The organism is Ruegeria sp. C10 (assembly GCF_056537805.1).
In genome coordinates this window covers 425,048-448,230 of sequence record NZ_JBQFSC010000001.1, presented here as the reverse complement: position 1 = coordinate 448,230, position 23,183 = coordinate 425,048, and the positions used below count along the sequence as shown (strand labels likewise).

Here is a 23,183-nt window from a genome sequence, read left to right as displayed (position 1 = left end):
GTCATCTCCAATTCAATTACTTCCCTGTGCCGAGTCCAAAGCGAAGAACGGGTCACATACTGCGCGCCCCGAAGGAGATCGGAGCGCGCAACTTTGCCTTTAAGCACCGGTCCAGGTAGCACCGGCGGGATCGTCCGTTGCCGTGATACGATACAGACCGGCCTCTCCGGTCATTGAGGGCACGATACTGTAGCTTTCACCTGACAGAATCAGCGCTGTGTCGCCTGCGGACAAAGTTGTTTCATAGCCATCGACTGTAATCCGCCAATGACCACTCGCAGGCATGAGGACGACGGGCATATGCGCCGCGACGGGTTCGTTCAAACAAGAGCCGCGCCCGAGGAAATCGACCTCAAACCCCGGCTTATCCTTGATCAGGGCATCTTCGCCAATAACTTTGGCTGGCTTGTTAGCGGAAAGCGCCATCAGATCCCAATAGCGTGCCACATATTTGCCGATAACATCTTCGACCGGAACTTCCGGATAGCTCTTAAGCTCTTCTTCGGTCAGCAGCGGCATGGGGCGCACGTTGTGGGGCAGTTCCTGACCCTTCTTGCTGTCATACAGCACGCCATTGTCGCCCAGCATCAGCCCATGCGCCTGCGCGTCTTCGATCACCTGTGGTGCCCAGGTGACACCGCCACCCGCATCATCGCCGCCCAGGATCGACATGATCATCCCATAATCCTGCCCGACATTTTCGAAACCGCGAAAGATGCCAGTTGGAATGTTAAATATGTCACCTTCCTCGGCAATAAACTCACCCGCAGTGCCATAGCGACCCCAGAAGAACCGCCAACGTCCTTTGGCGACAAAGAACACCTCGGCCGTGGTGTGGCTGTGCAGCGAATTCCGGCATTTCGGAGGTTGCCCCGCCGCGCCAATATTGAAACCGATTTTGTCGGTGATGTGGACATGCTGATCGGGGCTTTCGGATACGCCACCGCCTACGATGGTAAAGTTTTCCTTCTGGTCCGAACCAGGCGTGTGCGCGTCAATAAATGCGGTTTTACAAGGCTGCAGTTCGCCGTAGCGGACAATGCGTTGTTGGATCGTGCTCATAATAGTCTCCGTTCATTGAATTGGTACAAGAGGTCTCGATCCTCATGCACCCGGAGGGCGATTATTCAGCCGCCGCGCCCGCAAGGACGCCCGGTGGCCGTGGTACCGCCGGGTTCCTTCACTGGCATCCAATGCGACGCGCGTTTGAGGCATCAGAGATCCCCGGTTTCCAACAGAAGCTGTTTCCAGACCGCGGTTTCATCGAACAAGGTCCATTCGCGTCGCAGCCTGATGTCGCCTCCAACCAACTCGCCCCATTCGGCATGGCTGATCCCCAGCACATACAACTCAGCACCTGTTGGTTTGCCGAACACGCCCCAACCGTCATGCTTGCCATGCAAGCTCCAGCGCAGGGCCGAGCGGGGTGGCATATTCGGATCATCGCGCCCGATCTGATGATGGATGGTGAAGGTTGCGCTTGGCATGGCTGCACGCAAAGACATCCAGAACCGATCAGCCGAATCCCAGCCATGGCCCGTGACACCGCCGGGATATTCGGTCTGCACGCCTCGGTCATACTCTCGTTCAATCGCGCCCATATCTGCATTCATTATCCGTGTCAGCAGATCCGCGTGGCGGCGTCCCCATTCATTGTCATTGCCGTGCCCCTTGTAGGGGCCTTCGATGTCGTTCTTAGGTGACAGAGGCTTCACACTGGCCTCGGCCCCACCTTCACGCGTTATCAGATCGGCGGCATATTCCTTGGGATCCCAGCCCATTTGCCGGACAATCGCACCCTGATCTCGGATAAGCCATTCGTCATCGATCATGTTGTCGATGGCGTGGCAGTCGGCCAGAATTCGGTATCGCAAGCGTGTTCCGGTGGCTTTGCCATAGACACCATTGCCCCGATGCGTGGCGGTCGACAGGATACGATGCGAGCTCAGCATGCCTTCTTCCGGGGTGCCCGACCAGATCACATCCTCGCCCAGCAGCTGACGGTCGGGGAACTCGGCCAACGTGGCCATTGTTGCACCAATGACATTCTGGTTACCCAACACAACCGAACCGGGCGAGCGGACGACGATGTCTGGGCTGTAATATTGATGCAGAGTCGCAATGCCACGGTCTTCCCAAATCTCTTTGGTGATGCCGATGATATAATCCGGGAAATCTTTGAATTTGGGATCAAATCCCTTCATGTCTTCCATCCTTCAGGTATGCGGGCGGAGCCGCGAACGATCAAAGGTCCGTCAATCTCGGTGCGGCGGGGCGCAGCAGCGGGATTTTCGATCTTGCTAAGTAGAATATCGACGGTTTCGGCAACCATCCGATTGGCAGGCTGACGAATAGTTGTCAGATTGTAGGCTGGCCAAGAGGCAACGGCGACATCGTCATATCCCAGAACCGAGACGTCGGCCGGAATTTGCAGGCCCAACTCGAACCGCAGCGTGTCCATCACAGAGATCGCCATGTGATCATTGGCCACGAACACAGCGTCCGGTGGATCGGACGCGAACATGCGTAGCGTTGCCTCACGCGCCTGTTCTGCGATGAAGTTTCCGGCTCCACGGGCGTGCAGTTTGACACCCGCCTCTTGCAGGGCCGCTACGAATCCCGCTTCACGATCGCGCTGGGTCGAAGCGCCCTCCCACCCGGCGATATATCCGATCTTCTCATGACCGCCAGCCAGCAGAAACTCGGCTGCCTTTCGGCCACCGGCGACATTGTCGGATGTAACCGATGACATAGTGAGGTCATCCTGTGCCCGATTGAACAACACCATCGGTACACCCACGGTCCGACAACGTTCATACAAGGTCGACGACAGGGCCACCGATGCCGCGATTATGCCGTCGACTTGAAAGTCGAGCAATTCCTCAACCACGCTATCGACGTTTTCGGCCTGGTTCGACGCCATGAATATCATCACATGGTAGCCGCGCTCCTGCAGCGTATTCGTCAACCTTTCCAGTGCTTCAGGATAAAACTGATTATTCAGATACGCCACAACAAGCCCAATGATCCGGCTTTTGCCGGACACTACGGCACGCGCAAGGACGTTCGGCCGATAGCCCAGTTGCTTGGCGGCCTGACGCACCTTTTCAATCGTCTTCTTCGAGGCTGACGCCCCCGGAGTGAACACACGGCTAACGGCAGACTGGCTGACCCCGGCGAGGCGGGCGACCTCCATGGATGTAACTTTTTGCGCCGCCATCAGTCTGCTGTCCAACCTCCGTCTATCATCAACGCGGTGCCCGTCACCAAAGCCGATGCATCCGCTGCAAGATAAACCACTGCCCCCATGATGTCTTCGATCTCGCCCGGGCGGCCCAACTTGATCTTGTCCAATATCCATGCGCGCTTGTCCGGGTCATCAAAAGTCGACTTGGTCAAATCGGTCAGAATAAAAGTTGGGCAGATCGTGTTGACCCGAATTTTTGCAGGACCGAACTCCAGCGCCATCGCCTTGGAAAAGCCTTCGACTGCGAATTTTGACGCGCAATAGACGGCCCTTTCCCGCCCGCCCACATGGCCCATCTGGCTGGAGATGTTCATCAGCGATCCGGGGCGCCCAGCTTCTAACAGTCCTTTCGCCACCGCTTGGGTCAGAAAATAGGCTCCTCGGACATTGACATCCATTACCGCATCAAAATCCTCGGGCCGTGTGTCCACGGCCCTGCTGTGTCGGGCCAGACCGGCCGAGTTCAGCAGGATATCAAACGGCCCGTTTTGCGCCACAGCATCAGCAGTGCCTGCAACGTCAGAAACATCCAGTTCAAGTATATTCGCCAACCATCCCCGAGCGGTCATCTCTGTTGCCAGATCCTGCAACGCATCCTTGCGCCGCGCCGCCAGTGTCACTTCGGCACCATGCTCTGCCAGTGCTACGGCACAGGCCATGCCGATACCGGACGACGCGCCCGCGACCAATGCGCGTTTGCCGTTGAGATTGAAACTTGGGGTGCTGGGAAATTGGGACATATCAGACCTCGCCAACCGGAAATGGAATGCGGCCCGGAACGCGCGCCTTGTTGAACTCTCGCAAACGGGCAAAGACGTCAACACCCAGCTGGCGATAGGTATCCAGCAGATCAACCAGAACCCAGTTCTCGCGAATCTTGCCATTTTCAAGCCGCCAGAAATCGAGGCTGCGCAGCGTGATCTTCTTGCCCGACGGTGCGATCCCCATCCAGCCATCATTGGTGACAGTCTGGATCATGTTGGGCCAACCCGTAACAGCCGCATAGTCACCGTCGCCAAAGAAATGACAGGTGATGTCATCTACATCCTGCCCGCGATCCGGCATTGCGTTGAGGAATGGAATCTGATGCCAATTACGGAACCCCGCAATACCCCGCCCTGTGCCGATCCCCGAGGGGCCGTACCAGTTCATCCGAGGATGCCAGAACCGCTCCAACTCCATCACCTCCGGACCACCTTCTACGGGATGTTTGGTCAGATGATCCAGCATGTCGACAATGTGCTGGCAGGTCTCTTTGCCCTTGGCCTTGTCATACGGGCCGGGCACCAGCCCGTCCTGCGTCGCTGGTCCCGGAACATGCCATTCCCGCCCCAAACCGGGTGCCATGGGCCAGGCCTGCGCTTGCATCATCACTTCGGGGATATCCCAAAGCGCCTGCACCTCGGCGACTTTGCCATTTTCGATCCGGTAAAACTCGTGAAACCGCATGGTGACCTGATGGCCTGTCGGCGGAATCTCCAGCCATGGCCCCGCGAAAGTGCCGGTATAGTACCCGCCGCATCCAACCCAATCAGCCCCGAATTCATCAGGTCCAGCCATGACGATATAATCGCGGCGCTCAAGATCGGGCCATGCGGTCAGAAGATCGCGATAGCAACAATCGTAATAAGCACTACTCCCATTGGTGTCACCAAACGGATAGCTCAGATGGAACACAGCGTCGGGAGAACAAATCTGATCCAACGCCTGCCGGACACCGGCTTCGGTAAAGTCATACATCGCAGCCCTGATCTGTGCGATCAGGGTCTTGTGCTCAGTATGCCTGTCACTCATTCTGCGGCGTCCCTGTAAGGTGCAGGCGCGCCGTAGGGGACATTGATGCCGCCGTAACGCCGTACGCGGACGTTACATTGCTCGGCGTGCCCCACAAAACCTTCGAGCATACATAGGCGCGAGCCATATTCGCCGATCAAGGTTGCCGCCTCATCAGTCAGAACCTTTTGATAGCTATGTGTTTTCAGATATTTACCCACCCATAGACCACCAGTATAGCGGCCAGCTTTTTTGGTAGGTAGCGTGTGATTGGTGCCAATAACCTTATCACCGTTCGAGACATTGGTACGCGGTCCAAGGAACAATGCGCCATAACAAGTCATGTTCTCAAGGAACCAGTCGTCGCGATCGGTCATGACCTGCACATGTTCAGATGCAATGTCATCGGCGACCTGCAGCATCTCGTCATACGTATCGCAGACGATCACTTCGCCATATTCCTCCCACGACACTTTTGCAGTGCCCGCTGTCGGCAGAATGCCCAGCAGCCGGTCGACCTCGGCCATCGTGTCCTCGGCCAGTTTGCGCGAGTTGGTCAGCAAAACGCAGGGGCTGTTATAACCATGTTCGGCCTGACCCAGAAGATCGGTCGCGCATAGCTCGGCATCAGCGGCGGTCTCATCTGCGATTACCATGGTCTCGGTCGGGCCGGCGAACAGGTCGATACCGACGCGGCCGAAAAGCTGTCGCTTGGCTTCTGCGACAAACGCGTTGCCCGGACCGACAAGCATATGAACCGGATCAATCGTCTCGGTTCCCAACGCCATGGCGCCGATAGCCTGAATGCCGCCCATCACGTAAATCTCATGCGCCCCACCCAAATACATGGCGGCGATCACCGCTGCATTGGGTTTGCCCTGAAACGGAGGGGTGCAGGCGATGATGCGTGGTACGCCCGCCACCGAGGCGGTCGCCACCGACATATGCGCCGAGGCCACCATCGGGAATTTGCCACCGGGCACATAACAGCCCACCGATTGTACGGGGATGTTCTTGTGGCCCAAAATGACGCCCGGCAAAGTCTCAACTTCGATATCCAGCATCGAGTCGCGCTGAGCTTGTGCAAAGTTGCGCACTTGTTCCTGCGCGAATTTGATGTCCGCCAGCTCTCGATCCGTCAGCTGATTGATCAGGTCTTCGATCTGGTCTTGAGACAACCGAAACGATGCTGGCGAATAGTTATCGAACTTCTCGCTTAGCTCGCGTACCGCAGCATCGCCACGTGTTTCGATGTCTTTCAGCGTCGCTTCGACGACAGCGCGTGTTTTGGCGTCATCCTCGGCCCGGTCAGCATCGGACTTACCACGTTTCAGATACTCGATTGTCATTGTCCTAATCCTTAGTTTCAGGCCGGGGCGGAGACTTCTCACCCCGGTCAAATGCTTCCCAGCCTTCACCGTTAAACAGATCGACACCCAGCTGTGCCGCTACATGGGCGAAATCCACATTCACCCAATTGTCGACGATCTTGCCGTCGACCACTTTCCAGAAATCCATATATCGGATCTCGACCCGCTTTCCGGTGGGGGCGATCCCCAGGAACTCACCCGAATGGGTTGCTTCCTGTCGGCCAAACGCAGCCGCCCACTCGCCCATGTAAAGGCGCGCTTCGTCGATGCATGTCTTGTCCGAAAAAGCCGCCTGAAACGGGCGTTGCCAATTGTCCTGAAACTGTTTCAGGCCAGTTTTTGTGCCACAGCCCTGATTGCCCATCCAGCGGAAGCCTTCCGAGAAGAATTCGCCGATGTCATCGATACGGTGATCGTTCAGACCATCCACCATGGTTTCAATCACACGGCGGGTGTCTTCTGTTTTGTCGAGGTCCGTATCACGTGTCAGCACGGCCTGTTCCGGGCGGGAACCCTTCATCTTTCTCATCCTTGTATTAGTGCCAATAGAAATTCTGTCTTCATCGGGTAGCTCAATCAGCTGACAGAAAATCCCTCGGCATCCGGTTGAGCGCCGGGTGGCGGCCAACGGCGTTATGTCTTGCAGAGCTGCTCATGCGGCTTGCTCGGCGATGTCGGCAAAAAGGTCATATCCCAGCTGCAACAACACATGCGGGATGTCGACGAAAACCCAGTTTTCGACCAACAGATCGTCCTCTCGACGCCACCAGTCGCAGACCCGCATGAAGACGCGTTTTCCGCTTGCGGGCTGGTCGAGGAAGGGTTTCACCTGGACACCGGTCAAGGAAGGCCAGCCGCCCGAGCATACGTAATTGCCTTCGCCGAAGCGGGTGAAATGCGCAGTCATGCCATTTCCCGCACTGCCGCCGGACCAACCTTCGAAGGTGGCCTCGAAAGGCACCTGGAAGCTTGCAAAACTCTCGAGCCCGACGAAAGAACCGAAGGCGCCGGGGCCGTACCAGACCATGTTGTCATGCCAAAACGGGCGCCAGGCCTCGTTCTTGGTGGCAAGCTTGGCCAGCATTTCTGTGACCATACGATAGCTCTTGGCCCCCTCGACTGGGTCTTGCGGCGTGGTCAAGATGCCATCATGGCTTGCTGGACCCTGAATCATCCCGGTGAAGCCACGGGTCTTGCCCGGGCTATCGGTGATCGGCCATTGCCCTGCAGCCAGCATCAGTTCTGGGATATCGAAGAAGATATAGCTCTCCACCGCCTTGCCATCCTGCATGCGGTGGAACTCGCCGAAGCGCAGATAGGCAAGCTCACCTGTGGCGCGGATACCAAGCCAGTCGCGCGAGAACCGACCGACGAAATAGCCGGTGGCGCTGATCCAGCCCTGTCCTTCAAATACACCGGCCATGACGATATCATCGCGCCGAAAAAGCCCATCGAAGGAGGCTGCGAGCGGGGCGATGACGTGATCGTGCAGCCCGAGGCCACCTGCGACCTCGTTGAAAGGATGCACCACGTTGACATGTGCACCGGGGGCGAAGAATCCCTCATAGGCTGGCCGGAAATTGCCTGGATGGCGTTGCGCGGCGGTGAAATTCAGAAAGGGTTTACGGTCGAGGCGTTCCATTAACTTTGTCTCTATAGGATCTGTTCAAGGCGTCTGCGGAGAAACGCCCCGCAAGGCCCTGCGCGCATCAAAGCAAAAGGAATTCGCCCTGGTCGCCTTGCCCGGCACGCAGCCATATTCAGGCTGGCTGCGTGCGCATGGGCAAATACGGACTGAGGATGCGTGCGTCCCATCAGCGTCAGCCTTTCACAGCCCCGGCGGTCAAACCGCCCACAATCTGACGCTGGAAGAACATCACCAAGATGAACAGCGGAACCGTCGCAGAAACCACGGCCGCAACGGCGAACATTACGTTGCCCTCGGTTTGCGTTGTACCAAGGAACGCGGCGATGGCTGGAACCATTGTGCGGTTGCTTTCTGACAACAGCATCGCCCCAACGGCAAAGTCGTTATAGGCCAGAAGAAACGAGAACAGCCCCGTGGTGATCACACCCGGCCACATCACCGGAATGATCACGCGGCGGAAGGCCTGAAACTGGTTGCAGCCGTCGACCTTTGCGCTTTCGTCAAGCTCGCTGGGGATGTTCTTGAAGAAGGCGTGTAGCATCCACAGGGTGAACGGCTGGTTGATCGCGACAAGTACGATAATTGTCGTCGGAAGTATCCCCCAGATATTCCATTCAAAGAAGGGCAACAGATAACCCGAAACCAACGTGATCGGCGGCATCGCGCGGAAGATCAGCGCCGTGATCAAAAGCCAGAATGTGTAGTTATAGCTCGACCGCGAAAGCGCGTAGCCCCCCAGCGTTCCGATGGTCAGCGAGATGGCGACCACAAAGACGCAAACGATCCCCGTGTTCAGAACATTCCGCCAAAATTCTTCCTGAATCCAAGCCCCTTCGTAACCGGTGGTGGTAAAGGGTGAGCCATAAACTGCCTCGGTCCGCGCGCCGGTTAGTGCGTTCGTCCAATCGGCGATCGAGAAGAAATCCAGCTCTACCTTGAACGACCCCCAAACCGTCCAGAGGAACGGGAAAGCGGCCAGGATGAACCAAAGGATCACAAAAAGCGACGAAGCAATCCGAAGGCTTTTGGGCATTCTTTGCGCACGGCTGGCCATGTTATCTAGCTCCTTTGAAGTCACGCCAGGTGCGGACAAGCACGGGCGACAACAGAATGGCGACCCCGATAATCGTGATCACAGACGTAGCGGCTGCAGAGGACAGTTGTCGCGTTTCACCGCCGAGGTCGTTGAAGATGAAAGTGCTGAGCGATTGCGCATGGGCACCGGCGCTGAAGCCAATAATCGGTTCAAACACCTTGAAATTATCCATCAACTGGATCAGCGCAACAAACGTAACCAGCGGCATGAGATGGGGAACAACCACGAATTTGACCTGTTGCCAGCGGGTTGCCCCATCGATCTGGGCCGCCTCGATCTGATCTTTGGGCAAAGTTTGCAAACCGGCATAGAACACCACGAAGGCAAAGGGGGCCGAACTCCAGACGCCATAAACCATCAGCGCCACCCACATCAGCCCGGTCGAAGCCTTTAGACTGAAATCCGGATCTCCGGCCAAGTTTACAAGGGCGTTGCCGATGACGCCACGACTGTCAATCATCCAAAACAGAATGAGCGAGCCGATCAGCGGTGTCACAATCATGGGCAAGAGCGAGAAGAAGATCATCAAACCCTTGAGGTGCCGGTGCAGTGAGTTGACCGCCAGCGCAATCACCAGCCCCAGAATGATCGTGAGGGGTGTCACAATGAATGTGAACGTCAGCGTAAAGGCCATGGCCCGATAGAAGGGCAAGTTTCCGACCTCTGAGAAAAGGTCACCCCACGTGTCACTCGCCGCCCAGATTTCGCCAACCTCCTGTATCGCCAGGTGGCCGCGATCAAAGTAGATATCCAGCCCGACAAATCTGCCCAATGGTTGTTCGGCACGAAGCGCTGCGGTGGCTTCCTGATCGATGGTGGTCTCGGTTGTACACCCGACAAGCGGAGTACAGTTTTCGACTTCCACCAGAACCGCCGGGTGTGGGGCATAAATGGATTGGATCACCACCGAGACGATGGGCATTGCAATGAACAGCAGCATTGCAAGTCCTGTGGGCAGGAAAAACCAAAGGAATGTCTTATGGCGCATGTCGCAATTCCCGTGTCGGCTTGATTGGGCGGGTGCCCGAATTGGGCACCCGCGAGGGGCGTTTTACTGTAGGAAGCCCTGTTCGATTGCCGCGGCGCGATAGGCGGCCTCGACATCGGCCAGCGCCTGTTCAGCGCTTTCCTTGCCCTGCATGAAATCGGCAAGTTCATTGCCGAGTGCGCTGTGCATCAAACCCATGTAGGGCAGCATCGGATAAGGCGTCGTGCCCATTTTGGCAGCGTCAAATACACCCTGCGCGTCGTCTGCAGGTTCGTACCCTTCGATCAACCAGACTGCCAGCGGCGTGGTTTCATCGTTCAACATTTCGGGGCGGACGCCATGCGTCATCGCGACAAAAGTCGCCTCAGCCTCTTCATCCGAGATGTTCTTGCCGACGGTCCATCCGTCCCACCAAAGGGTCGAGGCCGGAGTCGTGCCGCCACCCACGGTCAGCGGCGCCGCAATTGCATGGCCATCGATTACTTCCTGCAAGACACCTTCGGTTGTGGTCTGCTGTGACGCCCGTGACCCCCACATATTCATGATCGCCACATTGCCCGCGCGGTATTCCGCGTTGGTGGCATTGGAATCATGGGTCAGAAAGTCGGGGTTCATATACTCGGACAAAGCCTTCATCATGTTCAGCGCTTTGACACCGGCCTCTGTATTGACGTTGGGCTCTGCGCTGCCGGGCTTGAAATGAGTACCTCCATAGCCAAGGAACATGTTGTTGAATTCCTGCGCCAGATTCCATCCCGCAGCGTAAGCACCACCAACCGGGTTTTGCATTATGCCCTGCGCGCGAATGGCTTCGGCCGCTTCGAGCAGTTCTTCATACGTGGTCGGCACTTCGACGCCTGCCTGTTCCAGAACGTCCTTGCGGTACATCAGGTGCTGAGCGTTGGCCATGAAGGCGATGGCCATGATGTCATCGCCGATCTTGATCAACTGTCCCGGCTGCAGGTTCTGACCATGTTTTTCGACCAGGTCATTGAGCGGTCGGATAACGTCTTCATTCATCAACGCCACAATCGAGCTGTTGGCGATGATGGCTGAGGTGTATTCCGACGGATTACCCGACAGACCGGCGACGTTGATGGTTTGGTGTTCGGATGTCAGGTTGGATTCAACAGATGCGCCCGTGCATTCCTTTGCAGCAGCGGCCACAGCCTGAATGGCGGCAAATTCGTTGCCGACGATGTTGACCCGATCCGTGATCTCGCAGGCATAACCCGCGCTCGCAGCAAAGGCGGTCAGTGACCCGGCCAATGCGATTTTCTTTAGAAACATTTTGATTCCTCCCTAGGTGATTGGGTGCATCTTCGAAGCCTGCACCCGAGATTGTCCCGTCATTGCGGGATTGGTTTTCGTCTCTCAGATCTCAAGGCGCGCGCCGGTTTGCGCATCGAACAGGTGACAGTGATCGGTATGGATATGAATCGACACCTGATCGTCGATTTCAGCACGATAGGTTTTGTCGGCCTTGACCGAGACCAGCGCTCCGCCGATCCGAACCGAGACCATGGTGCTGTCGCCCAGCAATTCCTGCGTATAGATGGGCGCGTTAATCTCGCCCCCGCTTTCTACGACATTGGCGTCCTCGGCGCGGAAACCCAAAGTTATTGGGCCATCCGGAGCATTCAGACCATGCACTTCGGTATTCTGCGCGCGGAACACACCGCCCTGAACATCGCCATCAACCAGGTTCATCGCCGGGTTGCCGATAAAGCTGGCGACAAACGTGTTCGCAGGCTCGTCGTAGATCGCCGTCGGAGAGCCAACCTGCTGGACAACACCCTGCTTCATGATCACCACGCGATCGGCCAGTGTCATCGCCTCGATCTGGTCATGTGTCACATAAATCGTAGTCACGGCTAGTTCATGGCTGAGGTTCTTGATCTGCGCGCGAGTCGAAACACGCAGTTTTGCGTCAAGGTTGGACAACGGCTCATCCATCAGGAACACGTTGGGCTCGCGTACAATCGCGCGCGCCAGTGCCACCCGCTGACGTTGACCACCTGACAGCTCTGCCGGCTTGCGATGCAGAAAGTCGTCCAACTCTACCATCGCCGACGCACGGCGCACTTTTTCGTCATGGGTGGAAGCGTCGATGCCACGTACCCTCAGCGGGAAACGAATGTTCTCGTAGACGTTCATGTTCGGATACAAAGCGTAAGACTGGAACACCATCGCGACGTCGCGGTCTTTTGGCTCCATATCGTTGACGCGGGTACCGTCGATCAGAATATCACCCTCGCTTGCGTCTTCCAAACCTGCGATCATGCGCATCGTAGTGGTCTTGCCACAACCCGACGGGCCGAGAAGCACCAGAAATTCCTTGTCGGATATTGTCAGGTCGAAATTGTCCACTCCAACAAACGAACCCCAACGTTTTCCAACATTGCGCAGTTGAATCTCGGCCATACTGTCCTCCCAGTTGCACCTGAGTGCATACGTTTGCAAAAGCATAGACATCCAAAGGAACATCTGGCAAGTATTTTTTGCAAGCGAATGCAAAAGCGCCCGCAATCTTGCTAAAGGCTGACGCTTCCCTCCGGGCAAAGCATTGAAAGTAAAAGATATGTCTTACGAAGCCGAGAAAGAAATTGTCCTGAACTTCTACAAAGCTCTGAGCGATGCAGAGGAATCAGCCCACTCTGATGTGATCGCTGAGTATTGCGCCGAAGACCTCCTGTGGCGCGGCTTTCACCCGTTCAACGAGCTGCGTGGCGCTAGCAACGTGGCGCAAAAATTCTGGCAGCCGCTGAATCACAGCCTAACTAACTTGCAGCGTCGGATGGACGTGTTCATGGCTGGTCAAAATGAAATCGACGGGTTCAATTCAGTCTGGGTTGTTTCGATGGGCCATCTCATGGGGCTGTTCGACAAGGACTGGCTGGGCATTGCGCCAACCGGAAAAATGGCCTTGCTGCGCTATTGCGAGTTCAACAGGATTGAGCGCGGTAAGATTGTCGAAACCGCGATGTATTTCGACATCCCGCATTTCATGATTCAGGCCGGGTTGCAGCCCTTCCCGCCGCAGACCGCCGCACAACTTGTCCAGCCCGGGCCCATGACCCATGACGGCCTGATGTTCACGCCTCAACCCGCCGAAGACGGCCAAAAGACATTGGCCGCTATCAACGCGATGATCTCCGATCTTGGGCGGTGGGACAGCGGGCTCAGCCTTGAAGATGAGTTGCGCCGCACATGGTGCGAAGACATGATCTGGTGGGGGCCATCCGGTATCGGTGCGACCTACACAATCGAACGTTACGCCAAACAACACGCTGGCCCGTTCCGTGCTGGGTTTGCCGACCGGTCAAAAACCAACCATATCTGCCGCATGGCTGAGGGTCACTATGGCGGCTTTTTTGGCTGGCCGAACTTTACCGCCCGACCAACCGGCGGGTTCATGGGGATGCCTGCCACTGACAAAGCCGGTGAGTTCCGGGTGATAGACATTTATCGTCGCAAAGGTGATAAACTGGCCGAGAACTGGATTTTCATCGATCTGCTTCATTTCTGGAAGCAACAGGGTGTCGATATTCTGGACCGCATGGCGCGAGTGGGCCTTTAGATCATGGCCAAACCCGTCATGTTGGTCGGAATACGGTAAACGGACGTGCAGGCAGTGATGTACAGCATGCTGAACCCGGCCCCACCAAAGCAGAAGTTGGTAGATTTCTGCGGCGTCAGAATGACACCAAGGCAGTGCGCTTGGGCATCAAACAGATGTACACCGCCGGGACCATTGCACAAAATCTGGCCGTCGCGGGTGCACTTCATACCGTCCGGTACCCCTTCCCCATCGCCAACAACATCGGCCCAGACCACCCCACCGGTCAGTGAGCCATCAGTGGCGACATCAAAGACGCGGATATGGCCACCCCAACTGTCATTGACAAACAGCCTTGTTTCGTCAGCTGACAAACACAACCCGTTGGGTTGCTGAAAATCATCCGCGACAAGGTGTAACGTGCCGTCGGGATCCAGCCGGAACACGCCTTGCACCGGCAGTTCCTGCTCTCTCAGAATGCCAAGATCCTCTCGGATACGACCAAAACTGGGATCAGTGAACCAAATCCGACCGTGCGAGTCGCAGATAACATCGTTGGGGCTGTTGAGTTCTTTGCCATCAAAATGCGTGGCTATCGAAGTAACCCGCTTGCCGCCGTGATCATGGCGTACCAAATGCGAACTGGCGTGCTCGCAAGAGATCACTGCCCCACTTTTGTCGAAGCAATTTCCGTTTGCTTGGTTGGAAGGGGTGCGAAAAACGCGAACTCCCTCACCCTCGCTCCACTTGTATTGATGGCTCTCCTGAATGTCCGAGAATACCAGCCAATGCTCTTCGGGGTGCCATATTGGCCCTTCGGTAAACCCCAGACCGCTAGCGATTTCTTCCAGTTGAGCGTCAGGGTGCACCAGATCTGTGAAGCATTTGGAACGGATATCGAATACCATGTGAACACCTTTTCAGAGTTGCGCCTGCCAACACTACCGGCAAGCCTCGACAAGAACAGCGTTTCAGGAGAAAACGCAATAACGACTGTTCGATAGTCTGGCCCTGCCAACTTCAATGCTCTACGCTATGGCCGATGTTTCCAAACCGCTTGGCTACCAATTGCCACGTGCCGCCCAAACAAAACCGTCAGGACTTTCCCATGAATTTCAAACAACGCATGCTTTCTGGCGAGCCTCTCGTCGGAACGTTTCTCAAGACACCAGCTCATGAACTGGTCGAGATAATTGCCAAGTCAAAACTGGACTTCTTGTGCCTGGATGCGGAACACGCACCCTTTGACCGGGGTCGGTTGGATGTTTGCCTCGCCGTCGCCCGGGCTCTGGGGTTGCCGACGTTGGTGCGGGTGCCGACTGGGTCGGCGGACGAGATTCTCAAGGCGCTCGACAGTGGCGCGACAGGTATTGTTGTGCCGCATGTTGACAGCGCCGAAAAGGCTCGTCGCATTGCGCGCGAGGGTCGTTTTGGCCATGGTGGTCGCGGCTATGCCGGATCAACCCGGTGGGCAGGGTTTGCGACTCGATCCATGGCTGATGTCCTCAAGCAAAGCGAAGAAGAGACAATTATCATTGCCCAAATCGAAGAACCAGAAGGCGTCGCAGAAGTTGATGATATCGCCGCGACCGAGGGCATCGACGGGATTTTTGTAGGGCCTGCGGATCTTGCGGTGTGCTACGGCGTGACCGATCAGTCCGACCCACAAGTTCTTGATGCAATGCGACGCTCGGGCGATGCAGCCAAAGCACATGGAAAGACGCTGATGACCTTTGCAGCCAGCGCAGAAGCCGGACTCAAGCTGCGCGACTATGGGGTGACCATGATCTTCGTCGCTTCGGAACACGCCTTCATGCTTCGCGCTGCAAACGCGGAAGCGGAGAACTTCCATGGCACCGCGAGGACGTGAAACGCACAGGGCTTTTTAGTGGAAAGGGCCTTGGCGTCGAAATATCCGCGGGCTGGTAAATGCTGCGACGACAGTACTTTCTTTGCTAGAAATGCGATGCGCGATTGCGGATTATTCGCTTCGCTGAATAGCGGTGTCCTGTCGGTTTTTCTCCAGTCCGCCGTACCCGCCTTGATCAGGCAAAAATCGCTAAACGGGCTAGGTTTAACAGTAAAAGTCGAGATCGGAAACTGCACGGCGTTGGCCCGAGATCAGTTCGTCTAGCAGTTCACCAGTCACCGTCGCTTATCCTAAACCGCACACGTTAATCCCCATAGATGTCCAGAGACCAGAGTTAAGAGTTTGCAAACGCGGCAGACCATCTGCCGCATCCGTAATGTAGCCGTTCCAGCACTATTTGATCGGCGATTCCGCCAGTAGCAGGAAAAACTCGACCACCTTACGCCGAACTGGTTCTTAGGGTTTATGATCGTCTGTTTGACGCAGAGGTTCGCGGCGGCCGGATAGGAAACGCTCGTCCGCCTCAACCCGGAAACTGTTGACCAGTTTTTCGAGATCCTCCGCAGATTTGCCACCAGCGCAACGCCATTAAGAAAAGGCGGTCGACGAATTCACTAAAGAAGAGACCAACGCCCGGCTTCATTGATTAAGATCGCACTGCATGCCTCACGGCATCGATAACGGAACTTTGAAATGCGTGATCTTTTCAGGCTGGCTGGCGGGCAGATCGCACGTCTAAGTCCTTCTTGCCGAACTCGCTTGGAAAGCCCCGGGTCGACGATAGGTGTGTATTTAACGGAATAATTTTCTTCAATCACAATGGCTTGCGCTGGTGTGGCGCTCCTGTCGCTTATGGCCCGTGCAGGACCCTCAACAGCCGACGGAAGCGCCGTTACAAACGGCAAAACCGCAACGAGATCATGTCCGACAGACTCAAGAGTTGGAGACGCGTGGCGACGCGCTTTGACCGATGTCCAAAGGTCTTGCTCGCAGCCGGCGCTCGCGGAAACCGTCATCTATTAGTATGGTATCATGAAGCTAATAAGGCTTGGGTATCGACTGCTTATGTAGGGTTAATCTGTAAAAATTTGCGTAGAAGAAGACTTCGAAATTTGATGGGAATTCGAAGTACATCACACACTAAGACAGCTGCGCGTATCATAGAATTGAAGGAAAGTGATTGCGCCAGCCTGTTTCGAACGGATTGGGATTCTCCCCTTCGATTGGAATTCGCTTTCGACCGCTCATTTCAAGATCGGGGACAGTAACTGGTAGCATTTGTGTGGGGATACTTAGGCTTGGAAAACAGATCCTCGCCGCCGGAATTCTCGGCCAGCCTAAACCTACACATTCTAAGCGAATATCGGTTCCTCACAGTCGGCTAGACGCAGGCATCGCCGCTCCTGTGTCCTATGTTTCAGCGGTTTGGGATTCCTTGAAGGAGAACAAGAAAGCGCCACGGATGTTCAAACCCAACCGAAGCTTTCAGGAATGAAATTAATCAACTGAGATAGAGTAATTTCACGTAACGGGTCGTGAGCCAAATGATCTGTGGAACGCCCCGTTTCAGACGAAACGGGGCGTTAAGATATCAATAGGTGCGCTTGATGTCGCTGTAGGCACCGCGCAGCTTCACGGTGATCGTGATGTCCTGCTTATCACGGTTGCGCCAGAACCAGCCGTGATTGCCGGTGAATGCGGCAACCACTGTTCCCTTTGCACCGGTTTTGCCACGGCCTTTCTCATAGCTGATGGATTCGTTAGCGTTGTCGCCATGGAGTTCAAAATTTGCCCGGCCGCCTTCGGCAACCCAATCAAATTCAGTCACAGCACCTTCATCCATGACCAGCTTCCACTCGATTCCTTCTCCAGGGGTCAGAGTGAACGAGAATTCATCCGCCCAGGGCTCGGCACTTTGCTGCGCATAGGCGGCGCCCACAAAGGCGCCAAAGATATCCTTAAACAAGCTGGATTGATCTTCTGGTGCCTGCTGCGCGTCCCGAGCGGCCTCTTCGGCCAGATCGGTCTTGATCTCTCCCATCTCGGTCAGACCAAGAACACTGCCGATCCGAGTGGGATCAATGCCATATTCTGCGGGCAGAACCACGGTCACCAGCAAAACCACAGCGGCCACGGCCGCAATGATAGTGGACTTGATCAACTGGGCCGAGCTAGGCAGTTCTTCTGGGCTTGGTTTTTCAGAATTGTACATGTGTATCTCCGTTTATTCAGGCTGAGACGAACAGGCCGGTCAGCTGATATCCCATCAGCACGAAACCAGCCGCTATCATCGCGACGTTGACGCCATAGGCGTGTTTCCAGAAGAATTTGGATTTGCGCCAAAACCCCATGAAGATCAGGATCAGGGCAAGGGCTATGAACTGGCCGATTTCGACGCCGACATTGAAGGCCAGCAAGTTGGGCAACAGCCCGTCTTCGGGCATATCATAGTCCAAAATCTTGGCTGCGAGACCAAGGCCGTGGAAAAAGCCGAAGATCAGCGTGGCCCATTTGGTATTGGGCTGATAGCCGAACCAACGCTGATACGCTCCCAGATTGTCCAGCGCCTTGTAGACGACAGACAAGCCGATGATGGCATCAATAATGTAAGCATTAACGTTCCAGCCGTAGTAGACGCCAAGCAGCATGGTCGTGGAATGGCCTAGGGCAAAGATGCTGACATAGGTGGCGACATGTTTGGCCCGGTACAGGAAAAACACGACCCCGAACAGAAACAGGATATGGTCATATCCCGTCACCATGTGCTTGGCACCCAGATAGGCGAAGGGGATCAGTTTTACACCCCAGATCTGTTGAATATAGCCGGCATCGCCAGCCGTGACGTTATGGGCTGCGGCATAAGACGCGCTGTAGGCGAGCGCCGCAAAGACAAGGGCTGCCAGCGTCAGGGATTGGCGCATAGCCTCCCCTAACCGGCCCCTTTGGACGGTTTGCATGAGATATTTCTCCGCTATGTTGTGTGATTGATCGTCAAACCCCGCAAAAGCGGGTTCGGTCACACGCGCGGAGGTCGGTCAAGCCGATATATGGGGTCAGGTTTGTCCAGAAACGGTTCCAGCGCATCAGGCAACCTAAATCTGTCGACCGATTCCGCCTCGGCAACCAGGAACAGGATCGCCGAGCTGTGATCATGATCGACCGCATCGTGACTATGGCCATGCAGCGCCCAGTAATTGTCCAGTGCTTCGCCATGGGAATGGCCGCGATCACCCATTATCTGGCTGCGTTCTGACACGCTAAGCAAATAGTTGGCAGAGTGTGTGAAAGACGGGGCCACTGACCAGGCGAATACGCACAGAACCATGAACGCTATAAACGCGTGTCTGACCCAATCAGCCAGTTGTCTGCCCGACACAATCTGCATCACTGTTCCTGCCCGCGACGGTTTTCCGTCCGTTTTTCTTCATGCGCTATCCTACTCACTTAGCGTCAATAATCGTTATCTCGCAACCCTGGATATCATTGTCAGCGGGAAGTCTCCGATCTGCCGAAAAGGCCGAAAGATCTCCTTCTCGACAGATCAGGACTTCAATTTGCGTGTTCTCGCGCTGCAGCCGAACCAGAAAAATAGCACGCAACTGCGTGTTCATTGTGTTGACCTGTGAGAATTGGCCCTTTTTGCCGGCATATGTCTTGCGCCCGCTGACAGCGCGTCTGGAAACGGCATCCGGGTGGCGGATCCATTGGGCTGGGCGGGTCACCGTGCAGTACGATGCGCTGCCTGGTTGCCTCAATACGCGGGTCGGGAGACGGGACAGCAGACAAAAGCGCTTGGGTATAAGGAGGTTGTGCATCGTTAAACAGGTTCTCGGTTGAACCTTTCTCCATCATGCGACCCAGATACATCACTGTCATGTCGCTACACATTTCCCGCACCACCGCCAAGTCGTGCGAGATCATCAGTACCGTCAGGCCGAGTTCCTGCTGCAGGGTTACGAACAGCTTCACGATCTGCGCCTGAGTCGAGACATCCAGCGCCGAAAGCGGTTCGTCACGGATCAGAATTTCGGGCTCTAGCATCAGGGAGCGAGCAATCGCGACACGCTGCCGTTGCCCGCCGGCCAGAGACCGTGGCAGACGCTCACCCGCCGTTTCAGGCAGCCCCATCAGATGCATCAGTCGGGCGATGCGCTGTTGACGATCCTTGCGACCGAACCTGTGGATCGAGAGGGGTTCCTCAAGCGACTGATAAACCGTCTGGCGACGGCTGAGCGCACCCAGCGGGTTCTAGAACACGAACTGCATCTGTTTTGCCAGCGCCTTACGGTCGCGCATCCCGTCGGCCAGATCCTGCCCCAGAATGCGCACCGAACCCGATGTGGCCGGTTGCAGCCCGACCATGGCTCGCGCCAGTGCGGTCTTGCCGCAGCCGGATTCGCCAACGATGGCGTGAAAAGCGCGCGCGATGGTCAGATCTACGCCATCCACCGCACGCACCATCCGGTCGGGGCCGCTGCCGGGGAAATGAACCTTCAGGTCGTGAACCTCGATTGCGTTTTGCGTCTCCATCTCAGGCACTTTCCAGTTCCGCCTGCGCCGCGTGGCAGGCTGTGACATGAATCCCGTCCTCAGGCACCGGGATGAGCGCCGGGCGTTGGGTGGCGCAGACCGGGAGCATGCGCGAACAGCGCGTATCGAACGGGCAACCGGTGCGCAGCCGCGACTGATCAGGGGACGATCCGGGGATGCCCTTGGGTACTTCGTTGCTGTTGGCCCGCAGATTAGGGACCGAGGCCAGCAACCCCTGCGTATAAGGGTGCACCGGTGCGGTTAGCACCTGCGCAACCGTGCTGCTTTCCACCACCCGACCCGCATAGAGCACCGCCACGCGGTCGGCGACCGAAGCGACCACGCCGATATCATGGGTGATCAGCACCACCGCGATATCTTCCTGTTGCTGGATATCCTTGATCAGTTCCAGAATCTGCGCCTGCACGGTGGCGTCCAGTGCCGTTGTCGGCTCATCCGCGATCAGCACGCGCGGATTGCCCGCCAGCACCCGGTCGGAGCGGTTCAGCAGCGATTGCCCGCCGCACACAGCACTGCCGCGAATATCGACTGATACGCCTTCGGGCAGAAGGCCCAACGGGCCCAACGTCATCACCGTTTTGCCCGATCCGCTTTCGCCGACAATTGCCAGAATCTCACCCGGCATCACCGACAGCGAGGCGGTATCGACCGCCCGGACCGAGACTTGCTCAGTGTAAAGATCGATCACAAGATCCTCGATTTGAAAGACGGGTTGGGTCATGCTTTGACCTCCTTGGCCTGAATCTCGGCCTCGTCGCCGAGGCGTTCCCGTTTTAGCTTACGCAAACGGCGCGGGTTCAGCGCGCGCGGCACTTTTTACAACGCGAAATGTTCACCCAGCAGGTTGAAGCTGACCACCACCATAGTCAGGGCAAGACCGGGCGCGATGACGAGGCGGGGATATTCCTCAAGATAGCTCATGCCGTCGACCAACATCTGGCCTCATTCCGGTGTGGGCGGTTCGACCCCCAAACCCAGAAAGGACAGCGTGGCAATCGCCAGCACCAGCGCGCCTGAATCCGCTGAGGCATAGACCACCACCAGCGCCAGCACATGCGGCAGGATATGGCGCGAGAATATGCGTACATGGCCCGCACCCATGATCCGCGCGGCCTCGATATACGGCTGATGCAGTTCTGATGCGACGACGGAGCGGCTCATGCGGGTATAGTTGGCCCACCATGCCATGGTCAGCGCCGCGATCAGGCTGGGCAGCGACAGTACGATGTCGATGGCGCTGATCAGCACAAGCTCGACCTTGCCGCCGGCATAGCCTGCTAACGACCCGATCACCACGCCAATCAACAACGCCGAGGCCAGCACCATAGAAATGGCAAACAGAGACACACTCGCGCCATTGATCAGACGGCTGAGCATATCGCGGCCCAGATAGTCGGCGCCAAGCCAATGGGCGGCACTAGGACCCTGCAGGATGGCGCCATAGTTCTGCGCAGTTGGATCATATGGGCTGATCCACGGAGCGAGAATGGCGATCAAGGTGAACAGGGCCACAGGGGTGATCACCAGCCACGGCAATTTTTTTTCAGGATATGCATTCTTCTGCCTCCGGATGCGGCGGTCGATCAGCATGCACAGCAGGTCGACAAACAGGTTAACGAACACAAAGAACACGATGAAGGTCAGCAGGATCGCCTGCATCGAGACGAAATCGCGGAACCGGATCGCCTCGATGAAGAACGCGCCGACGCCGTTTGAGGGCAAAGACCGTCTCGACCACGATCGACCCGATGATCATCAGCGTGAACTGCGCGCCGAATGTGGTCAGGTAAGGCACAGCTATATTGGGCAGCGCCTCGCGCAGCAGCACACCTGACCGGCCATATCCCTTGGCAAAGCCAGTGGTGGCGAAAGGGCGAGCCATCACCTCTTGCAAGCCGACGCGCACCACACGGCTGAGCACCGCGTCGGGAAACAGCGCAATGGTCAGGCACGGCATGATCCGGCTGGCCACGCCTGCGCCGCCAAATGCGGGCAGCCAGCCCAGCGTGACGGAAAACAGAATCACCAGCAGGGCCGCGACAAAGAAATTGGGGGGCGAGGCCGCCAGCAGCGAAAACGCCCGTAGCAGCCTGTCGATCCAGCCACCATTGCTGATTGCGCCCGCAAGGCCGACCAGCAGCGATAGGAAAAAGACGATCACACCACCCCAGATCAGCAGGGTGGCGGTTATGGGCAGGCGTTCGGCGAACTCCTGCCCGATGGGTTTGCCGAACCGCAGTGAGATGCCCAGATCACCGGTCAGTGCATCGCCCAGCCACCGGACATAGCGGACGGGCAGAGGGTCGTTCAGACCCAGCTCATCCTCGATCTGTGCAACCAGTTCCGCCGAAGCCAAAGGGCCGACGACACGCTCGGCCATCAGCGCGGCGCGGCGGGTAAGAATTGGCATTTCGATTCTCTAAAACTGTTGGGTCAGAAAGTCCGACGTCGATACTCAGAGCTTCTAATGTGACTTTTGATTGCGCATTAGATTGCCCGGGTGGGCGGACACTTCGCTATCAGTCTGAAGAAGATTTCAGCCCGAGCGATACGTGAACTTCATGCGTGCGATCACCCAAGTCTTGGAGGATGAAAAATGTCCGTTGACAGCTCAAACACCTGCGAACACCGTGACGACATAAGGCAGATCGATCGATAACCCCGCTCGGCCGCCGTCGCCATCTGAAATGCGACAAAAGGTACTTCATGTACATGCGTCGTGCTGTGGTTGACAGTGAGTTTTACCGGAGCACTGTCATCGTCCGAGGGTTTGTTACTTTGATTGTGCGACACATGTCGTGAAGCGAATTGAGCACCCAGCCCAGAAGCCACAGGAGCCGATTTGGCTGACGCTTCTGCCTGATGGGTGACTGCCGGATCTTAATGAACATGAGAACCAGCTACAAGTGAGGCTGTCAGACAATCAAAAAGCAGTCCAAAATACACTGTGCGGGCCCAGTATAGACAGCCCGTAAAGTGAAGCGGGGTGGTGCTTCTATACGTTTTACCTCTGCAACCAACTTCGCTCCCATCCATGGGTGGTTCAGACAAAAGGCGTTTACCTTTGGCACTGAATGCCTA

At 56.4% G+C, this 23,183-nt stretch carries 22 protein-coding genes and 2 pseudogenes; 3 read left to right on the top strand and 21 right to left on the bottom strand.

What is annotated here, in order from left to right:
* Positions 1 to 99: 99 nt before the first annotated feature.
* From ACR0DE_RS02035 to ACR0DE_RS01980, 12 genes are all read right to left on the bottom strand, one after another.
* Complete coding sequence (locus tag ACR0DE_RS02035; RefSeq protein WP_170394077.1) at positions 100 to 1,062, bottom strand: cupin domain-containing protein; 963 nt, start codon at positions 1,060 to 1,062, stop codon at positions 100 to 102.
* A 152-nt stretch (positions 1,063 to 1,214) separates the two neighbouring features.
* Positions 1,215 to 2,204: a nuclear transport factor 2 family protein gene (locus tag ACR0DE_RS02030; protein ID WP_170663398.1), complete on the bottom strand. Its 990-nt coding sequence runs from the start codon at positions 2,202 to 2,204 to the stop codon at positions 1,215 to 1,217.
* On the bottom strand, positions 2,201 to 3,220 hold the full coding sequence (locus tag ACR0DE_RS02025) for a LacI family DNA-binding transcriptional regulator (RefSeq protein WP_170465610.1): 1,020 nt from the start codon (positions 3,218 to 3,220) through the stop codon (positions 2,201 to 2,203). The genes ACR0DE_RS02030 and ACR0DE_RS02025 overlap by 4 nt, the downstream gene beginning before the upstream one ends.
* Positions 3,220 to 3,987, bottom strand: coding sequence for an SDR family NAD(P)-dependent oxidoreductase (locus tag ACR0DE_RS02020; protein ID WP_480751485.1), 768 nt, complete (start codon positions 3,985 to 3,987; stop codon positions 3,220 to 3,222). The genes ACR0DE_RS02025 and ACR0DE_RS02020 overlap by 1 nt, the downstream gene beginning before the upstream one ends.
* Before the next feature lies 1 nt (position 3,988).
* On the bottom strand, positions 3,989 to 5,041 hold the full coding sequence (locus ACR0DE_RS02015) for an ester cyclase (RefSeq protein ID WP_480751483.1): 1,053 nt from the start codon (positions 5,039 to 5,041) through the stop codon (positions 3,989 to 3,991).
* Positions 5,038 to 6,369: a histidinol dehydrogenase gene (gene hisD, locus ACR0DE_RS02010; protein WP_170407060.1), complete on the bottom strand. Its 1,332-nt coding sequence runs from the start codon at positions 6,367 to 6,369 to the stop codon at positions 5,038 to 5,040. The genes ACR0DE_RS02015 and hisD overlap by 4 nt, the downstream gene beginning before the upstream one ends.
* Before the next feature lie 4 nt (positions 6,370 to 6,373).
* Positions 6,374 to 6,910 carry an ester cyclase gene (locus ACR0DE_RS02005; protein WP_170407056.1) on the bottom strand — a complete coding sequence of 179 codons (537 nt, stop codon included), beginning with the start codon at positions 6,908 to 6,910 and terminating at the stop codon, positions 6,374 to 6,376.
* Positions 6,911 to 7,042: 132 nt separating this feature from the next.
* Entirely contained in the window at positions 7,043 to 8,032 is a 990-nt protein-coding gene (locus ACR0DE_RS02000; protein ID WP_170407053.1) for a nuclear transport factor 2 family protein, read from the bottom strand.
* Positions 8,033 to 8,210: 178 nt separating this feature from the next.
* On the bottom strand, positions 8,211 to 9,092 hold the full coding sequence (locus ACR0DE_RS01995; protein WP_170394093.1) for a carbohydrate ABC transporter permease: 882 nt from the start codon (positions 9,090 to 9,092) through the stop codon (positions 8,211 to 8,213).
* Position 9,093: 1 nt separating this feature from the next.
* Positions 9,094 to 10,122, bottom strand: a complete 1,029-nt coding sequence (locus ACR0DE_RS01990) for a carbohydrate ABC transporter permease (RefSeq protein ID WP_170394095.1) — start codon at positions 10,120 to 10,122, stop codon at positions 9,094 to 9,096.
* Positions 10,123 to 10,185: 63 nt separating this feature from the next.
* Complete coding sequence (locus ACR0DE_RS01985; protein WP_170394097.1) at positions 10,186 to 11,412, bottom strand: extracellular solute-binding protein; 1,227 nt, start codon at positions 11,410 to 11,412, stop codon at positions 10,186 to 10,188.
* Between the two features lie 84 nt (positions 11,413 to 11,496).
* Positions 11,497 to 12,546, bottom strand: a complete 1,050-nt coding sequence (locus ACR0DE_RS01980) for an ABC transporter ATP-binding protein (RefSeq protein ID WP_170394099.1) — start codon at positions 12,544 to 12,546, stop codon at positions 11,497 to 11,499.
* 157 nt (positions 12,547 to 12,703) lie between these two features.
* Between ACR0DE_RS01980 and ACR0DE_RS01975 the strand changes: the two genes are divergently transcribed.
* Positions 12,704 to 13,702, top strand: coding sequence for an ester cyclase (locus ACR0DE_RS01975; RefSeq protein WP_480752560.1), 999 nt, complete (start codon positions 12,704 to 12,706; stop codon positions 13,700 to 13,702).
* On the opposite strand, the gene ACR0DE_RS01970 is transcribed toward ACR0DE_RS01975, so the two are convergent.
* Complete coding sequence (locus ACR0DE_RS01970; protein WP_480706012.1) at positions 13,699 to 14,589, bottom strand: SMP-30/gluconolactonase/LRE family protein; 891 nt, start codon at positions 14,587 to 14,589, stop codon at positions 13,699 to 13,701. The genes ACR0DE_RS01975 and ACR0DE_RS01970 overlap by 4 nt on opposite strands.
* Positions 14,590 to 14,789: 200 nt before the next feature.
* Here ACR0DE_RS01970 and ACR0DE_RS01965 point away from each other — a divergent pair, with 200 nt between their 5' ends.
* Together ACR0DE_RS01965 and ACR0DE_RS01960 are read left to right on the top strand one after the other, a co-directional pair.
* Positions 14,790 to 15,551 carry an aldolase/citrate lyase family protein gene (locus ACR0DE_RS01965; RefSeq protein WP_170611464.1) on the top strand — a complete coding sequence of 254 codons (762 nt, stop codon included), beginning with the start codon at positions 14,790 to 14,792 and terminating at the stop codon, positions 15,549 to 15,551.
* Positions 15,552 to 16,435: 884 nt separating this feature from the next.
* A pseudogene (locus ACR0DE_RS01960) lies at positions 16,436 to 16,574 on the top strand (IS5/IS1182 family transposase); the annotation flags it as partial.
* A gap of 568 nt (positions 16,575 to 17,142) precedes the next feature.
* Here the strand turns inward: ACR0DE_RS01960 and ACR0DE_RS01955 are convergent.
* The 8 genes and pseudogenes from ACR0DE_RS01955 to ACR0DE_RS01920 form a co-directional block, all read right to left on the bottom strand.
* Positions 17,143 to 17,763 (bottom strand): transmembrane anchor protein, encoded by a 621-nt coding sequence (locus ACR0DE_RS01955; protein ID WP_480751478.1) that lies wholly within the window; start codon positions 17,761 to 17,763, stop codon positions 17,143 to 17,145.
* A gap of 16 nt (positions 17,764 to 17,779) precedes the next feature.
* The gene (locus ACR0DE_RS01950) at positions 17,780 to 18,508 is read right to left on the bottom strand and encodes a HupE/UreJ family protein (protein WP_480751473.1); all 729 of its coding nucleotides are present in this window, start codon (positions 18,506 to 18,508) and stop codon (positions 17,780 to 17,782) included.
* 59 nt (positions 18,509 to 18,567) lie between these two features.
* Positions 18,568 to 18,936 (bottom strand): hypothetical protein, encoded by a 369-nt coding sequence (locus ACR0DE_RS01945; protein ID WP_480751471.1) that lies wholly within the window; start codon positions 18,934 to 18,936, stop codon positions 18,568 to 18,570.
* A 164-nt stretch (positions 18,937 to 19,100) separates the two neighbouring features.
* Positions 19,101 to 19,400 carry an oligopeptide/dipeptide ABC transporter ATP-binding protein gene (locus tag ACR0DE_RS01940; RefSeq protein ID WP_480752558.1) on the bottom strand — a complete coding sequence of 100 codons (300 nt, stop codon included), beginning with the start codon at positions 19,398 to 19,400 and terminating at the stop codon, positions 19,101 to 19,103.
* Positions 19,401 to 19,565: 165 nt separating this feature from the next.
* Positions 19,566 to 20,012 (bottom strand): annotated as a pseudogene (locus ACR0DE_RS01935) (ATP-binding cassette domain-containing protein); the annotation flags it as partial.
* 70 nt (positions 20,013 to 20,082) lie between these two features.
* Entirely contained in the window at positions 20,083 to 20,823 is a 741-nt protein-coding gene (locus ACR0DE_RS01930) for an oligopeptide/dipeptide ABC transporter ATP-binding protein (protein WP_480751469.1), read from the bottom strand.
* Positions 20,824 to 21,044: 221 nt separating this feature from the next.
* The gene (locus ACR0DE_RS01925) at positions 21,045 to 21,761 is read right to left on the bottom strand and encodes an ABC transporter permease (RefSeq protein ID WP_480751467.1); all 717 of its coding nucleotides are present in this window, start codon (positions 21,759 to 21,761) and stop codon (positions 21,045 to 21,047) included.
* A complete protein-coding gene (locus ACR0DE_RS01920; RefSeq protein WP_480751464.1) occupies positions 21,715 to 22,512 on the bottom strand; it encodes an ABC transporter permease in 798 nt (265 codons plus the stop codon). The genes ACR0DE_RS01925 and ACR0DE_RS01920 overlap by 47 nt, the downstream gene beginning before the upstream one ends.
* Between the last annotated feature and the right edge of the window lie 671 nt (positions 22,513 to 23,183).

Coding starts and splice junctions, on each gene's coding strand:
- ACR0DE_RS02035 (WP_170394077.1), bottom strand. CDS start 1,062: ATGAGCACGATCCAACAACGCATTGTCCGCTACGGCGAACTGCAGCCT.
- ACR0DE_RS02030 (WP_170663398.1), bottom strand. CDS start 2,204: ATGAAGGGATTTGATCCCAAATTCAAAGATTTCCCGGATTATATCATC.
- ACR0DE_RS02025 (WP_170465610.1), bottom strand. CDS start 3,220: ATGGCGGCGCAAAAAGTTACATCCATGGAGGTCGCCCGCCTCGCCGGG.
- ACR0DE_RS02020 (WP_480751485.1), bottom strand. CDS start 3,987: ATGTCCCAATTTCCCAGCACCCCAAGTTTCAATCTCAACGGCAAACGC.
- ACR0DE_RS02015 (WP_480751483.1), bottom strand. CDS start 5,041: ATGAGTGACAGGCATACTGAGCACAAGACCCTGATCGCACAGATCAGG.
- hisD (WP_170407060.1), bottom strand. CDS start 6,369: ATGACAATCGAGTATCTGAAACGTGGTAAGTCCGATGCTGACCGGGCC.
- ACR0DE_RS02005 (WP_170407056.1), bottom strand. CDS start 6,910: ATGAAGGGTTCCCGCCCGGAACAGGCCGTGCTGACACGTGATACGGAC.
- ACR0DE_RS02000 (WP_170407053.1), bottom strand. CDS start 8,032: ATGGAACGCCTCGACCGTAAACCCTTTCTGAATTTCACCGCCGCGCAA.
- ACR0DE_RS01995 (WP_170394093.1), bottom strand. CDS start 9,092: ATGGCCAGCCGTGCGCAAAGAATGCCCAAAAGCCTTCGGATTGCTTCG.
- ACR0DE_RS01990 (WP_170394095.1), bottom strand. CDS start 10,122: ATGCGCCATAAGACATTCCTTTGGTTTTTCCTGCCCACAGGACTTGCA.
- ACR0DE_RS01985 (WP_170394097.1), bottom strand. CDS start 11,412: ATGTTTCTAAAGAAAATCGCATTGGCCGGGTCACTGACCGCCTTTGCT.
- ACR0DE_RS01980 (WP_170394099.1), bottom strand. CDS start 12,546: ATGGCCGAGATTCAACTGCGCAATGTTGGAAAACGTTGGGGTTCGTTT.
- ACR0DE_RS01975 (WP_480752560.1), top strand. CDS start 12,704: ATGTCTTACGAAGCCGAGAAAGAAATTGTCCTGAACTTCTACAAAGCT.
- ACR0DE_RS01970 (WP_480706012.1), bottom strand. CDS start 14,589: ATGGTATTCGATATCCGTTCCAAATGCTTCACAGATCTGGTGCACCCT.
- ACR0DE_RS01965 (WP_170611464.1), top strand. CDS start 14,790: ATGAATTTCAAACAACGCATGCTTTCTGGCGAGCCTCTCGTCGGAACG.
- ACR0DE_RS01955 (WP_480751478.1), bottom strand. CDS start 17,763: ATGTACAATTCTGAAAAACCAAGCCCAGAAGAACTGCCTAGCTCGGCC.
- ACR0DE_RS01950 (WP_480751473.1), bottom strand. CDS start 18,508: ATGCAAACCGTCCAAAGGGGCCGGTTAGGGGAGGCTATGCGCCAATCC.
- ACR0DE_RS01945 (WP_480751471.1), bottom strand. CDS start 18,936: ATGCAGATTGTGTCGGGCAGACAACTGGCTGATTGGGTCAGACACGCG.
- ACR0DE_RS01940 (WP_480752558.1), bottom strand. CDS start 19,400: ATGGAGAAAGGTTCAACCGAGAACCTGTTTAACGATGCACAACCTCCT.
- ACR0DE_RS01930 (WP_480751469.1), bottom strand. CDS start 20,823: ATGACCCAACCCGTCTTTCAAATCGAGGATCTTGTGATCGATCTTTAC.
- ACR0DE_RS01925 (WP_480751467.1), bottom strand. CDS start 21,761: ATGCAGGCGATCCTGCTGACCTTCATCGTGTTCTTTGTGTTCGTTAAC.
- ACR0DE_RS01920 (WP_480751464.1), bottom strand. CDS start 22,512: ATGCCAATTCTTACCCGCCGCGCCGCGCTGATGGCCGAGCGTGTCGTC.